The organism is Luteimonas fraxinea (assembly GCF_021233355.1).
GTDB lineage: Bacteria > Pseudomonadota > Gammaproteobacteria > Xanthomonadales > Xanthomonadaceae > Luteimonas > Luteimonas fraxinea.
On sequence record NZ_CP089507.1, the window covers coordinates 957,737 to 972,821 of the forward strand.

Annotated in this window: 9 protein-coding genes and 2 pseudogenes; 2 read left to right on the top strand and 9 right to left on the bottom strand. The window is 68.2% G+C overall.

The genetic code is table 11. The annotated features are described in order from the left end of the window. Positions 1-23: 23 nt before the first annotated feature. The 8 genes and pseudogenes from LU699_RS04295 to pilG all read right to left on the bottom strand — a co-directional run bounded on the left by LU699_RS04295 (position 24) and on the right by pilG (position 12,155). On the bottom strand, positions 24-491 hold the full coding sequence (locus LU699_RS04295; RefSeq protein ID WP_232134374.1) for a chemotaxis protein CheW: 468 nt from the start codon (positions 489-491) through the stop codon (positions 24-26). Then, positions 488-2,014: a chemotaxis protein CheB gene (locus LU699_RS04300; RefSeq protein ID WP_232134373.1), complete on the bottom strand. Its 1,527-nt coding sequence runs from the start codon at positions 2,012-2,014 to the stop codon at positions 488-490. The genes LU699_RS04295 and LU699_RS04300 overlap by 4 nt, the downstream gene beginning before the upstream one ends. After that, positions 2,007-4,643 (bottom strand): annotated as a pseudogene (locus LU699_RS18390) (response regulator); the annotation flags it as partial. The gene LU699_RS04300 and the pseudogene LU699_RS18390, both read right to left, overlap by 8 nt. A gap of 1,251 nt (positions 4,644-5,894) precedes the next feature. Next, positions 5,895-8,672 (bottom strand): annotated as a pseudogene (locus tag LU699_RS18395) (Hpt domain-containing protein); the annotation flags it as partial. Positions 8,673-8,745: 73 nt separating this feature from the next. Next, a complete protein-coding gene (locus tag LU699_RS04310; protein WP_232134371.1) occupies positions 8,746-10,767 on the bottom strand; it encodes a methyl-accepting chemotaxis protein in 2,022 nt (673 codons plus the stop codon). 40 nt (positions 10,768-10,807) lie between these two features. After that, positions 10,808-11,368: a chemotaxis protein CheW gene (locus tag LU699_RS04315; protein WP_232134370.1), complete on the bottom strand. Its 561-nt coding sequence runs from the start codon at positions 11,366-11,368 to the stop codon at positions 10,808-10,810. Then, complete coding sequence (locus tag LU699_RS04320; RefSeq protein WP_232134369.1) at positions 11,368-11,733, bottom strand: response regulator transcription factor; 366 nt, start codon at positions 11,731-11,733, stop codon at positions 11,368-11,370. The genes LU699_RS04315 and LU699_RS04320 overlap by 1 nt, the downstream gene beginning before the upstream one ends. A 17-nt stretch (positions 11,734-11,750) precedes the next feature. Beyond that, positions 11,751-12,155, bottom strand: coding sequence for a twitching motility response regulator PilG (gene pilG / locus LU699_RS04325; RefSeq protein ID WP_232134368.1), 405 nt, complete (start codon positions 12,153-12,155; stop codon positions 11,751-11,753). A 183-nt stretch (positions 12,156-12,338) separates the two neighbouring features. Here pilG and gshB point away from each other — a divergent pair, with 183 nt between their 5' ends. Further along, entirely contained in the window at positions 12,339-13,301 is a 963-nt protein-coding gene (gene gshB, locus LU699_RS04330) for a glutathione synthase (RefSeq protein ID WP_232134367.1), read from the top strand. 20 nt (positions 13,302-13,321) lie between these two features. After that, on the top strand, positions 13,322-14,197 hold the full coding sequence (locus tag LU699_RS04335; protein WP_232134366.1) for an energy transducer TonB: 876 nt from the start codon (positions 13,322-13,324) through the stop codon (positions 14,195-14,197). 227 nt (positions 14,198-14,424) lie between these two features. On the opposite strand, the gene lepB is transcribed toward LU699_RS04335, so the two are convergent. Then, a complete protein-coding gene (gene lepB, locus LU699_RS04340; RefSeq protein ID WP_232134365.1) occupies positions 14,425-15,069 on the bottom strand; it encodes a signal peptidase I in 645 nt (214 codons plus the stop codon). Between the last annotated feature and the right edge of the window lie 16 nt (positions 15,070-15,085).

Sequence of the window (15,085 nt, forward strand, 5' to 3'; positions counted from 1 at the left end):
GGCAGCTGAGCGCCAACGGCGACTCAGGCAGACAGCGCCTCGCGCACCGACTGTTCGATCAGGTCGATATCGGGAATCAGCGCGACGTCGTCGTTGAGGCGCACGCGGGCGCGTACCGCGAACGGGAGCGCATCGCCGTCGCCGTCGGATTCGTCGAGCAGATTCGCTTCGGAAATCGTCACCAGCCGCGGGAAACCTTCGGTCAGCAGCGCGAAGAACGGCAGGCGCGCATCGCCGCCCAGCGTCTTCAGCACGACAACCTTGCTGGCCAGTTCGGCGCGTTCGTCGCCCTGCTTCGACAGCACCGGAAAGGCGACCAGCGGCAGACGCCAGCCGCGCCAGCGTAGACGGCCCAACAGCCAGTCGGGTGCATTCGCCACCACTTCGGGCGGCGAGTAGGACAGCACCTCCGAAATCGTCGCATTGGGCAGCAGCAGCTGCGTCGCGCCGGCGCGGATCAGCACACCGCGGATTTCTTGATCTGCGCTCACAGCGACAACCCTCCGGAATCGAAACGGCGCGCGCTCGGCATCCAGCGCGCGATCAGCCAGTCGGCGATATCGGTCGGACTGCCCGACGGACCACCGCGCTGCGCGACCGCGCGCGCGGCGATCGGGTCGTAGCAGCCTTCTTCGCTCTGGCCGCCAACGAGTGCGCCCTGCCACGCCGGGCCCATCGCCACGTCGACGAGCGACGGATCAGCGCCGCTGAGGAACAGCAATGCGCTGTCGTCGGCCGGCACCGCATCGGCGAGAGCGGTGATGTCGCCGGCTTCGGCGAAACGCAGTGCGCCACCGGCCGCGTTCGGCATCAGATCCGGCGGCAGGAAATAGACCTCGCCAGGCGAGACGGTCATGCCCGCTTCGGCCAGCTGCACCGGCATCGCGGTCGCGCGTTCCATCTGCCGCACGAGCCGGTCGTAACGACCGCCATCGAGTTGCAGCCGCACCAGTACCGGACGCGGAAAGCCTTCGGGCAATGCACCCAGCAACTGGCGCACCGCGTCGGGGCCGCCCAGACCGCCTTCGATCAGCACGACGCCCTTGACCGGTCCGTTACCGTAGCTGTCGGTATCGGTGAGGCTCAACCCGGAAATGCGTGATTCCAGATCGGACAGATCGCGCTGCAGCGTCTTGGCCGGCGTGACTGCAGCGGGCGCGTCGTCTTCAACCGGCGCCGCAGCGCGGAAGGACGGCAACGCATCGCCATCGAGCAGCGTCAACGGTTCGGATGTCGACTCGACGGCCGGTACGGGTGCGGGCTCTACGGGCGCATCGATCGATGCATCGGCCTCGATCGCATCCGCGACCGGCGGCTCGACCGGCGCGGTCGACTCATCCGACCACGCGGCCAGATTCTCGTTGAGATCGCGCACTTCGCCCGGCGGCGCAGCCGGCGGGATGTAGCTGCTCTCGTCGTATTCGGCGAGTTCGAAATCGAAACTGAACTCCACAGCAGGCGTCTGCACGCTCGGCGGTGCGTCGAACTCGGCCGCGACCGGATCGAATGCGAGATGCGTCCCATCGTCGGATGTCGATTCCGGTGTGATCGGCCTTTCGATTTCCGGCGCCGTTGGCGCTTCCGAAGCAACGAACGCCGCAGCTTCCGTGTGCGCATCGAACTCCAGCGTCAGCGGGGACCCCTCGTCCGGCGTATCGTTGTACGCCGATGGCGGCAGCACATCGCCGACACCCCGCAGCTTCGCGGCAAGATGACGGACCCAGCGCGCGGCATCCCAGCCGGTGCGCTCGAGCACCAGCGCGGCTTCTTCGAAGATCACCGTGCGGCCGGGCGCGGCGAAGGCCGGCTCGAAGGCTTCGAGTGCGTCCTCGTCGACGGGATCGAGCACCACCACCAGTACCGACGGCGCCAGCGCTTCGAGTGCTTCCGGCGCGTGCTGCGAGGGATCGAGCGTCGCGACCAGTTCGGCGCCGGCTTCGGTCAGGCCTTCGACCACGCGATCACACGCGGCACCTGCGCGCGCCAGCACCACGGTGCGGATCGCGTCAGTCATCGTCGCGCTCCAGCTTCAGCAGTTCGTAGACATGGCGCAGCAACTCGGGCTCCTGGTAGGGCTTGCCGAGATAGCGGTCGACGCCGATCTCGAACGCGCGCTGGCGATGTTTCTCGCCGGTACGCGAAGTGATCATCATGATGTGCACGTCGCGCAGACGCGGATCGGCCTTCATCTGCGTCGCGAGTTCGTAGCCGTCCATGCGCGGCATCTCGATGTCGAGCAGCATCAGATCGGGCACGCGCTCGTCCATGCGCTCCAGCGCATCAAGGCCGTCCTTCGCGGCCACGACCTCGAAGTTGTGGCGCTCCAGCACGCGGCCGGTGACCTTGCGCATCGTCACCGAATCATCGACGACCATCACCAGCGGCACCGCGCGACGTTCGACCGCAGGCTCCGCTGTCTGCACGGGCGCATCGATCTGTGCGGCTTGGTTGCCGTGGCGACGCACCAGCGGTGCGATGTCGAGAATCACGACCACGCGGCCGTCGCCCATGATCGTCGCGCCGAAGATGCCCGGGATCGAGGTGATCTGCGGACCCACCGGCTTCACCACGATTTCCTTGTTGCCGACGATCTCATCGACCGCTACCGCCGCGCGCAGTTCACCGGCGCGGATCAGCAGCAAGGGCATCTGCAACTGGCCTTCCGCACGCGCCGAAGGCTGACCGACGAGGCGACCGAGGTCGTACAGCGGATAGTCCTCGCCGCCGTAGCGATAGATCGCGCCGGGCTTCGCTTCGGTGCGGGCGATACGACCGACGCCGCGCACCGATGCGATCGGCACCGCGAAGCTGGTTTCGCCGATGCGCACGAACGCGGCCTGGGTGACGGCCAGCGTCTGCGGCAGGCGCAGCGTGAACGTGGTGCCCGCGCCATCGCGCGAGCGGATATCGAAGGTGCCGCCGAGCTGGCGGACTTCGCTGGCGACGACGTCCATGCCGACGCCGCGACCGGCCAGACGGCTCACTTCGGTCGCGGTCGAGAAGCCCGGCTGCAGGATCAACGCGTCGAGATCGACATCGGCGACGTCGGCGCTCGCCTGCAGCAGGCCGCGTTCCTCGGCGCGCCGGCGGATCGCGGCGCGGTCGAGACCGGCGCCGTCGTCGCCGACTTCCAGCACCACTTCCGAGCCCTCGCGGCGGACGGCGATATGGACGCTGCCCTCGTCGGCCTTGCCGGCGCTGCGACGTGCGTCGGGCGCCTCCAGTCCATGCGCGACCGCGTTGCGCAGCATGTGTTCCAGCGGCGAGACCATGCGTTCGAGCACGTTGCGATCCAGCTCGCCCTGCGTGCCTTCGAGGCGCAGCTGCACCTGCTTGCCGGTGTCCTGCGCGGCCTGGCGGACCACACGACGCAGTCGCGGCACGAGGCCGTCGAACGGCACCATGCGCGTGCGCATCAGGCCTTCCTGCAGATCCGAACTCACCCGCGACTGCTGGGTCAGCAGCGTCTCGTACTGGCGGGTCTGGTCTTCGAGCATCTGCTGCAGGCTGCCGAAGTCGGACGCGGTCTCGCTGAGACCACGCGAGAGCTGTTGCAGCGTCGAGAACCGGTCGAGTTCCAGCGGATCGAAGGTGGTATCGGTGTCCTCGCCTTCGCGCTGGTAGCGCGCGACAATCTGCGCTTCGGTCTCGCTGTCGAGGCGGCGCAGCTGATCACGCAGACGCGTATTGGTCTGCGCGAGTTCGTTCATCGCACCGCGGAACGCACCGAGCTGCTGCTCCAGACGCGCGCGATAGATCGCGACCTCGCCGGCGTAGGTGACCAGCTTGTCGAGCAGGTCGGCGCGGATGCGCACCTGCTCCTGCGAGCCGCGCAGCGCGTTCTCTTCATCCTCGGCGGTGCCGCTGTCGAGCGGCAACGGCGCAGACAGCGGCGCGAGTTCGACCTTCGGTGCCTCGTCGGCGGGCGTCGGAGACGCGGCCTGCGATTCGCTCGGGCGCTTGCCACTGAACGCATCGACCAGCGCCTGCGACGGGCCGATCGCACGGCGGTCGCCAGCGCGGGTCACCATCGTGTGCAGACGGTCGAAACCGCGTTCGAGCAGCGTCACGTCGCCACGGCGCAGCGTGCGCCGACGCTCGGCCACGGATTCGAGCAGGGTCTCCATCGCATGACCCAGCTCGCCGATCTCCATCAGGCCGGCCATGCGCGCGCCGCCCTTGAGTGTGTGCAGATCACGCTGCAGACCGGCCACCGCGTCGCGGTTGTCGGGCGCGACACGCAACTGCGCCAGCAGCGCGTCGGAATGGTCGAGCAGGTCGATCCCTTCCTCGACAAAGATGTCGATCAGTTCCGGATCGAGACCGTCGAGCGCAAGCGCGGCATCGGGGTCGTCTTCGTTGGCTGGCAGATCGTCAGCGGCTGCGGGGGCGGCGGCATCGGCCGGGGCCTCGGTTTCGGTGTTATTTGCCGACGCTTCGGTAGTGTCCGTCGATACTTCGGTCTCGTCGTCGATCGAATCGACTGGCGCGGCTTCGAGGTCGGAAGGTGGCGCGGCTGCGACGTCGTCGACTTCAGGGTCGACGGTCGACGCATCCGCTTCGATGTCCGCCGCGGGCTCTGTGGTTTCGACGGCTTCCGCGTCGGCGTTGTCCGGCGAATCTGCCGTTGCATCCGCAGCCTCATCGACATCGATGATGTCAAACACCAGCGCATCATCGGCAACATCCGCCGATCCGATCTCCGGCGACGTCGCGACGTCCTCGCTCGATGACGTTTCGACATCGGACGCCGCGTCGACGATCCCGACTGCATCGATGTCGTCTGCAGCAACGTCGAGGGATTCCATCACGGTCGGCGCGCTTGCCTCCGCGGCTGCCGACTCGGCATCACGCAGACGACGTGCGGTTTCGTCCTGATCGAAGCGGGCACGCTCGGCGACCAGCACACTGGCGTCGATGTGGGCCTGACGGCGCAACTTCTCGAACGCTTCGATCGCGATCCGCGCGGCATCCGCCTGGCGCGCGTCTTCGACTTCGACGTCTTCCACCGCGGTCTCACCCGCCGCCGCAGCAATCTCGGCCGCCTCTGCAGCCTGCTCGGCCGCCAGACGTTCCTGTACCTGCTGCTCGGCTGCGGCGCGTTCCGCTTCGACGCGTTCCGCGTCCGCCCGTTCGATCTCGAGGCGCGCGAGCGCGGCCCGCTCGGCTTCGTCCTGCGCAGCACGCTCGGCGGCGAGCCGCTCTGCTTGCAGCCGCTCGGACTCGACACGCTCGGCGTCGAGTCGTGCGGCTTCCGCCTGCTCGGCTTCTTCCTGAGCGGCGCGCTCGGCGGCGAGACGCTCCTCTTCCGCGCGCTCGTTCTCGAGACGCTCGGCTTCGATCCGGGCCGCTTCCGCCTGTTCCGCTTCTGCCTGTGCGACACGCTCGGCAAGGAGGCGTTCCTGCTCCAGACGCTCGGTCTCGACACGCTCGGCGTCGAGGCGCGCCGCTTCGGTCTGTTCGGCTTCGGCTTGCGCGAGACGCGCGGCGTCGAGACGATCCTGTTCCAGACGCTCGCGTTCGACGCGTTCCGATTCGAGGCGCTCGGCTTCTGCAAGCGCGAGAAGTTCTGCATCCAAGCGTTCCTGTTCGAGACGCTCGGCCTCGACACGCTCGCTCTCTGCACGCTCGGCTTCGAGCCGCTCGGCTTCCGCCTGCGCAGCGCGCTCGGCCTCGAGACGCTCGGAGTCCGGCTGCACCTGCCCGGCCTCATCGTCTTCGTCGAGTGCGATCGACGTCGAATCGGACAGATCGTCAAGCGCATCGATGTCGTCGGGCAGATCGAATTTGAACCGTTCGACCGGTGCTTCGGGCAGGCGATCGCGCAATGCGCCGACCTGGTCGGCCAACGCGGTCAGTACCGCGATACGCGGCTCCGGCTCATGCAACTGGCGCAGCGCCTCGCGGGCGGCGACGCAGACCGCGTCGAGCACAGGCGTGACATCGGCCTCCGGCGCAGTGCCGGCGGCGACCAGACGGCGTGCGTATTCCTCTGCGGGACCGAGCAGCAGGCCAATCGCCGGCACTTCGGCCATCGCGAACGCGCCGTGCATGGTGTGCAGCGCGCGCAGCAGGCGCTCGCCATCGGCAGGCACGCCGGCATCGATCGCACCGAGCCAGTCGCCGACGGTCTGCAGATGGCCCTGCACTTCGTTGTCGAGAATTTCGAGCAGCAGCGCGTCGACGGATGCGGGCACGGTCTCGATTTCGTCGGACGCGGCGGCTGGCGTTGGGTCCAGGATCTCGGGGGTCGCATCGTCGTCTGTCGCAACCGGGGCGACGTCGGATTCGACATCCACCGGCGCCGACACGTCTTCAACTTCGACTTCGACGGTGTCAGCAGCAACCGCGAGCGCCGCGGGCTGCACCGGCAAGGTGTCATCGCCGGCAGCGATGCGTGCCGCATTGGCCTGCATCGTGTCCAGATCGGCACGCAGCGTGGCTTCGCCGCGCAGCACCGCCTGCAGTTCGGGCAGCGTGTAGAACGCCTGGTCGACCATCTCGATCACGGCCGGCGTCGCCGGGCGACCATCAATCACGCGATTGAGCATGGTCTCGATCGACCAGCTGAACTCGCCGAGCGCCTTTGCGCCAACGAGCCGGCCGCTGCCCTTGAGCGTGTGGAACACGCGCCGGATCGGCCGCACGAGTTCGATGTTGTCCGGCTGCGCGCGCCAAGGCGGCAGCAGGGCGTCGAGATTCTCGATCTCGCCGGCGAACTCCTCGAGGAACACTTCGCGGATTTCGTCGTCGATCTCGTCGCCGACGTCCTCGAAACCACCGGCGACATTACGCGCCGGCGCAGGCGTCGGCGCGAGCGATGCATCCACCGTGCCCGCGATTGCGGCAGGCGTCGGTTCGACCTCGGCCGCCGGTGGTTCCCACACCTCGATGCCGCGTGCGAACTGGTCGAGGTGGAAGCCGGCTGTCGCACTGTCGTCTTCGTCGAACGGACTGTCGTCGACGACGGTCTCGTCGGAAACGCTCGCTTCCGGCAGCGGCCAGTAGCCCAGCGCTTCCAGCGAACTGCGCGCGATGTCGAGAATGTCGGCGCGGTTCGGGCGCTGCTCGCGCAGGGCTTCGAGGTAGTACTCCAGACTCGCCAGCGCATCGGCAAAAGTGTCGAGCTGGCGGCCATTGGGCACGCGCTGACGCGCGATCAGTTCGCGCTCGGCGTACAACCGCACGCCGGCCAGATAACTGACGGCCTGCGGCAGTTCCAGCATCGCCAGCGCACCGCCGACCTCGGCCAGCAGACGCGGGACTTCCTGCAGCTCGGCGTGATCCCAGCTGGTTTCGACGAACGCGACCAGCGCCTGGCGCGCGTCGGAGAAATTGGCGATCGCCTCGCGGACCAGCACCGCCATCGACTGCTGCGCCTCGACGGCGAGCGTGTCGTCAGAGCCGTCGGTGACCTCGGCGCCGAGACGCGAGACCTGGTCGTCGAGCGTCGCGTCGACATAGAGCAGCGCCCCGGCGACATCGAGCAGCGTGTCTTCGCTGGCCGGCGTGGCGCCGCTGACGATGCCGCGCATCGTGTCGCGCTGCTGCTGCACCACGGTGCGCGCCGCACCCAGCCCCAGCATGCCGAGCGTGTCGGCGACGCCGGCCAGCACTTCGACCTGCGGTTGCAGGCCGGCGATGTCGGTCGAGCCGGTGCGCAGATGCAGATCCAGCGCGTCCTTGACCCGCAGCAGGTCTTCCTTGACCGCGGCGGCAACCGTGCCGAGCAGCGCGCGGTTGCGGCCGCCGAGGCTGCCGCGTGCATGTTCGAGCTCCGCCTCGCTCGGCAGTTGCGCCTGCAGGTCGAAAGCCTCGCGCAACGCGTCGAGCGCGGGATGCGCGGCGTCGCTGTGGGCGACGTGATAGAGCAACTGGCGCGTCGGTTCCTGCGCGCCGTCGGCGAGCGTCGCGTCGAGGCGCGGGGCCTGCGCATACTGGCGCACTTCGCGTTCGACGCCGGCGAACACCTGGCGCAGCGTGGGATGCACGACCGGCGCGAACGCGCCATCGGCCAGTGCGTCGGCGACGCGCGAGGCGACCCACAACATGCGGCGCTGGGTTTCGGCGCCGGCCTGTGCGGCGAGTGCGGACAGGCCCGATACCAGTGCACCGGTATCGCCGGGGCTGCCGGTCGCCGGCCAGGCCTGCAGCGCGACACGCAACTGGCGCAGTGCGGCGTCGGGATCGATGCCGGCGTCTTCGACCGGCGCGGTGTCGGGCAGCGCGCGCGCCAGATCCGGCGCGAACAGGATGCTTTCGCTCAGCCCGGTTTCGCCGCGCGCGGCGCGTAGCTCGTTAAGCAGCGGCAGCAGCACGATCGGGATATCGCGATGCCCGCCCTGCAGGCGTTCGAGGTAATCGGGCAGCAGCACCATGCCGCGCAGCAGCGCAGCCGAGGCGATGTCGCGGTCGGCGGTCGTATCGTCGCGCAGCGCATCGGCCAGCCGCTCCATTTCCTCGACGACCATCGCCGGCGCGTACAGCTCGACCATGCGCAACGTGCCCTGCGCCTGGTGCAGATAGCCGGCGCACAGACGCATGCGGCCCGGATCGTCCGGCGCGTCGACGAAGCCTTCCAGTTCGATCCGCGCCTGGCGCAGCACTTCGTCCAGCTCCGGCTTGATCCAGCCGAGCATCGTGTGGTCGATGGCATCGCGCAGACCGCTCATGCGGCGGCTCCGCGAAGGACGCCGCGCGCGTCAGCGCGAATGAAGCAGACGGTCATGGAATCCGTTCCGTGGCTCAGGCCGGCAGCTTGAAGTCGGCGACCGAGCGACGCAGGTCGGCGGCCAGCTGCGCCAGGTTGCCGATCGATGCCGCGGTCTGGTTCGCACCCTGCGAGGTCTGCTTGGTGATCGACTGGATCGTGTGCATGGCCGTGGTGATGTTGGTCGCGGCCGAGGACTGCTGGTGCGCGGCCGAGGAGATGCCCTGGATCAGGTCGGCGAGGCTGGTCGAGACGCTTTCGATCTCGCCCAGCGCGGTGCCTGCGTCTTCGGCCAGGCGCGCACCGGCAACCACTTCGGAGGTCGTCTGTTCCATCGACGTCACCGCTTCGTTGGTGTCGGACTGGATCGTCTGCACCAGCGTTTCGATGCGGCGGGTCGCATTGGTCGCGCGTTCCGCGAGGCGCTGCACTTCGTCGGCCACGACCGCGAAACCGCGGCCGGCTTCACCGGCAGAGGCCGCCTGGATCGCGGCGTTGAGCGCCAGGATGTTGGTCTGCTCGGAGATGTCGTTGATCAGTTCGACGATCGAGCCGATCTCCTGCGAGCTTTCGCCCAGCCGCTTGATGCGCTTCGAGGTTTCCTGGATCTGGTCGCGGATCGAGTCCATGCCGGCGATCGTCTCGCGCACCACGCCCGCACCCTTGGTCGCGATCTGCACCGAGCGCTGCGCCACGTCGGCCGATTCGGCCGAGTTCTTCGACACCTGGTCGATGCTGACCGCGATCTCGTTGATCCGGTCCGACGCGGAGTTGATTTCCTGCTCCTGGTGCTCGGCCGCTTCGGCCAGATGCATCGCTGTGGCCTGGGTTTCCTGCGCGCTGGAGGCGACCTGCACCGAGGTGTCGTTGATCGTCTGCACGAGGCTGCGCAGCTGCTCGATCGCGAAGTTGATCGAGTCGGCGATCGCGCCGGTCATGTCCTCGGTAACCGTTGCCTTGACCGTCAGGTCGCCTTCGGCGAGCGAACCCATTTCGTCCAGCAGGCGCATGATCGCCTCCTGGTTGCGGTTGTTGAGTTCCATCGTGGTCTCGTAGCGTTCGCGCTGCGCGCGGTTCAGCGAGACGAGCAGACCGGCGATGGCGACCAGTGCGATCAGGCCGGCGACGATGCTGATCCAGATGTTGCCGAGGATGCTGCGGTCGGTCAGCGAACCGAACGCGGTGAAAGCGTTGAACAGCGATTCGCTGTCGCTCAGCAGCTGATCGGAACCGGTCACCAGTGCGCCGGCCGCGGCCTGCGCCTGGAACAGCTGCTCGCTGCTGCCAAGGATGGCTTCGAGTTCGGCGCGCATCTGCGCCCAGGCCTCGTCGGCGCGGGTCAGCGCGGCGAGCGCATTGCCGTTCGTCAGTGCCTGCAGTTCGCGCGACGGGTCGCCTTCGCGCAGACCGGTCATGACCTGCTGGAAATCTTCCGCGTTGCGACGCAGCCCCTGGCCCGCGATCGCCGCGCCGGCGCCGCCGGACTGCACCTCGGTCACGCGGCGCGCCATGTCGCCGGCGATCACCACCTGGCGCAGCGCCATGTAGACCTGCGAGGACGGCGAGCCGCTGCTCGACATCGCACGCACCAGTTCGTCGAGCAGCGCCTGCAACTGCGGCACGCCCTGGCTGAAGCGCTGGGCCTGGCCGGCGAATGCGGTCACTGCAGCTTCGCTGTCGGCGAGCCGCTGCGCGCTGGCGCCGAGCGGCGTCCAGGTTTCGGTGACCTTGGCGACCGCGCCGGAGACGCCCGGCGTGTCGCCATAGCTGGCGTTGAGCTGCTGGATGTCGCCGTCGATCTGCGCGCGCGTGGCCTTGAACGTGGCGAATGCCGCCGCGTTGCCGCGGACCGCGTCGCTGCCCTGGTTGGCCAGCCGCTGGCTGTCCACGCGCAGGTTCGAGGCCGAGGTACTGGCGCCGCCGAGGGCCGAGGCCTTCCACGTGCCGTAACCGGTGTTGAGGACCAGGATCGCACCGGCCACGACCAGCACCACGACCCAGAAGTTCGTGCCGAAGGTGCGACGTTTGATGGCGAGAGTATCGGCGGCTGTGCTCATGCGGGCTGTCCGTTCCTGATGCTGGGTGCGACGGCGGCCATCAGGCCGCGGCGTGTCTGAATTCCGGGGTGCGACCGAGACGTTCGAGGCTGAAAACGCCCCAGGTCGCGTTGGCATGCGCATACGCGCGCTCGACGAAGTGGCCGTAGCGGCCTTCGGCGATGCGGTCGGCCGAGACCTCGTCTTCCTCGAGGAAACTGCGCTGGCCGAACAGTTCGTCGATCGTCAGCGCGACGTCGCCGCCGGGCTGGCGCACGATCAGCACGCGCTGGCTTTCCTGCAGAACCGTGCGCTCGCCTTCGAGGAACTGCTTGAGGTCGACGATCGGCAGCAGGCTGCCGCGGATGTTGGCGACACCGAGCACCCACGGCTGCGCGCCGGGCACCGGCGTCACCGGCGGCATCGGCAGGATCTCGATGACCTCGTCGAACGACGAGGCCAGCATGCGCCGGCCGATCCGGTAGCCGACGCCGCGCCACAGGCCGGGCGCGTCGAGCTGGTCGGGTAGACCGATGCGATGCGCCAGGCTGCGCCGCTCGTACTCGGCCAGAAGTGCGAACGCGCCCGTGGCGGGCGCGTCGATGGATTGCGTGGTGGACATCAGCTCGCCAGAACCGCGTTGACCTGACTGATCAGCGCGTCCTCGGTCGGCGGCTTGACGATGTAGCCCTTCGCGCCCTGGCGCATGCCCCACATCTTGTCCGTTTCCATGCCCTTGGTGCTGATGATGATGACCGGGATGCCGGATGTTTCGGCGTCCTTGGCCAGCGCACGCGTGGCCTGGAAGCCACTCATGCCCGGCAGCACCACGTCCATCAGCACGAGGTCGGGGCGCTCGCGCTTGCACGCGACGATGCCGTCCTCGGCGTTGCCCGATGCGGTGACCTCATGCCCGTGCCGTTCCAGCCACTGCGTCAGCACCGCGGTATCGGTCGGCGAATCCTCGATCAACAGGATGCGTGCCATGCCCTGCTCTCCCCTGATCAGGCGGTGACGTGCGTACGGATCGCGTCGAGGAGTTCCTCGCGCGTGAATGGTTTGGTGACGTATTGCTCGGAGCCGACGATGCGGCCGCGCGCCTTGTCGAACAGGCCGTCCTTGGACGACAGCATGATCACCGGCGTATTGCGGAACACCTGGTTGTTCTTGATCAGCGCGCAGGTCTGATACCCGTCCAGCCTCGGCATCATGATGTCGACGAAGATGATCTGCGGCTTCTGGTCGGCGATCTTGGCGAGCGCCTCGAATCCGTCGACGGCGGTGACGACCTCGGCCCCTTCGCGACGCAGCAGCGTCTCGGCGGTGCGCCGGATGGTCTTCGAGTCGTCGATCACCATCACCCGCAAGCCATCGAGGCTGCCGGAGGACGGCTTGTCGTCACTGGTCATGCATTCTCCCCTGGTGCGCGGCGCGGGACTTCGCGCGCCGGTGCAGGACGGAGTTATACCGCGGCCCGGCGTCGGCCTGTCAAGATTTTCACGCGCTTTGTGCGCAGCGCCTCGAAATGCGGCGGCGCGGCAAGGGAACCGCCCCTGATAAGATCGTGCGTCCCTATTCCGCAGGTCGTACGCATGTCCCTGGATGTCGTCGTGGTGATGGACCCGATCGGGTCGATCAAGATCGCCAAGGACTCGACGTTCGCGATGCTGCTCGAAGCGCAGCGCCGCGGCCATCGCCTGCACTACGTGATTCCGGGCGGTCTGGCGATGACCGGCGGCGAGGCAGTCGCACGGACCGCACCGCTGACCGTGCGCGAAGACCCGAACGACTGGTACACCCTCGGCACGCCAGCGCTGCGCCGTTTCGGCGAAGGCGACGTGGTGCTGATGCGCAAGGACCCGCCGGTCGATCCGGAGTTTGTCGGCGACACGCAGATTCTGGGCGTGGCGCAGCGGCAGGGCGCGATGATCGTCAACGATCCGCAGGGCCTGCGCGACATGAACGAGAAGCTCGGCGCGCTGGCGTTTCCGCAGTGCTGTCCGCCAACGCTGGTCAGTCGCGATGCGCCCTCGCTGAAAGCCTTCGTCGCCGAACATCGCGACGCCGTGCTCAAGCCACTCGACGGCATGGGCGGTCGCTCGATCTTCCGCGCCGTCGCCGGCGACGCCAACCTCAATGTGATTCTGGAAACGCTGACCGACGGCGGCCGTCGCCTGGCGATGGCGCAGCGCTATCTGCCGGAGATCGTCGATGGCGACAAGCGCATCCTGCTGATCGACGGCGTGCCGGTCAACTACTGCCTGGCGCGGATTCCGCAGGGCGACGAGTTCCGCGGCAACCTCGCGGTCGGTGGCCGTGGTGAAGCGCGTCCGTTGAGCGAGCGAGATCGCTGGATCGCCGCGCAGGTCGGTCCGACGCTCGCCGCGCGCGGCATGCGCTTCGTCGGGTTGGATGTCATCGGCGACTGGCTGACCGAGGTCAACGTCACCAGCCCGACCTGCATCCGCGAGATCGACGCCGCCTACGGCACCAACATCGCCGGCCTGCTGTTCGACGCGATCGAGCGCGGCCCGGTCGCCACGCACACGCCCTGACGCGACCCGCACTGCCGACGATGCAGGCCGCCCCGCCGCCTCCGCAGATCGACGACGGCGCGCGCCTCGGTGCGACGCTTGTCTTGTCGCTGCTGGTGCACGGCCTGCTGGTGCTGGGCATCGGCTTCGCGACCGAGGACGCCGCGCCGGTGATGCCGACGCTGGACGTGATCCTGACCGAAACCACGAGTCCGCTGACCCAGGCCCAGGCCGACTTCCTCGCCCAGGCCAGCAACCAGGGCGGCGGCGAGCACGAGCAGACCAACCGCCCGCGCGAAGCGCAGATCGGCCAGGTGCCGCAAGACACGACCGGCGTCGCACCGATGGAACTGCGCGCGCAGTCGCCGGATGCGCAGCCGCCGCCGCTCGACCGCGTGGTCGCGAGCACGCGCGGCGAGACGGCGTTGCCTGTCGAAGACCCGACCACGCAGACCGATCCCTCGACGCTGCCGCGAGGGCCGGAGAAGATCGAGCGCGATCTGGAAATGGCACGGCTTGCGGCCGAGATCCACATGCGTTCGGAGCGCTACGCCCGCCGGCCCAAGCGCAAGTTCGTCTCGGCGAGCACGCAGGAATACGCGTACGCCGCGTACCTGCGGCAATGGGTGGACCGCGTGGAGCGCGTCGGCAATCTCAACTATCCCGACGAAGCACGGCGCCGGCAGCTGGCCGGTGAGCTGGTGATCAGTGTGGCGATCCGCCGCGACGGTTCGGTGGAACGCGCCGACATTATCCGCAGCAGCGGCACGGCGATGCTCGACGACGCTGCGCTGCGCATCGCACGGCTGGCCGAGCCCTATCCGCCGTTGCCGGCGACGGGTGACGAGATCGATGTGTTGCACGTCACCCGGACGTGGAATTTCCTACCGGCTGGAGAGTTGATCGACGATCGGTGAGGTCTGCGTGCGTTGGCAGTTCTTCCATGAAGTTTTTTCTGGAGAGGCGCTGCCCTCACCCGACGCGCTTTGCGCGTCGACCTCTCCCAGAGGGAGAGGTGTGCTTCAGTGCGGCTTCGAGCGTCAGGCGTCAGACCTTTGCCCGGGTGCCCTGAGGCAACGCTGATCAAGTCTCTCTTTATTCGTCATTCCCGCGAGGGCGGGAATGACGACTTTTCAGCGGTGCCCTAAAGCTTCCGCCAACCAAAACCATCACCCGTGCGCCAGAACACGCCGCGCGCCTGACCGTAGATCGCCGCCGCCGGGACGAAGCCGAAGTAGCGCCCGTCGATGCTGGCACCGCGATGATCGCCGAGCACCAGCACCTGACCATCGGGCACCTGCAGACCGTTGAGGTCGGGGCCGCCACCCGAGTCGAGGTTCAGCGTGACCTGCACGTCGCCGAAGTCCTCCGGCGCATCGAACGGATCGGCGAGTGGCGCACCGTTGATCGCCAGCCTGCCGTCGACGAGATCGACACGGTCGCCACCGACGGCGACCACGCGTTTGATCAGGCGGATGCCGTCCGAAGGCGAGCGGAACACGACGACATCACCGCGCGCCGGCGCATCGCCTCCCCACACCGCCCATTGCGTGAACGGCACGCGGAGGCCGTAGGCGCGCATGTCGACGACGACGCGGTCACCCGGCAGCAGCGTCGGCTCCATCGAGCCGCTGGGCACGTAGTAGTGATTGGCCAGCGACGAACGCGCGACCAGCAGCAGGCCGAGCAGACAGACCAGCGGCAGGCCTTCGCGGCGCAACCAGCCACGCAGGCGCGCGCCACGCTGACCGGCGCGCCAGGGCGAAGGCGGTGGGGACGTCGCGGTCATGTCGCGCTCTCCATGA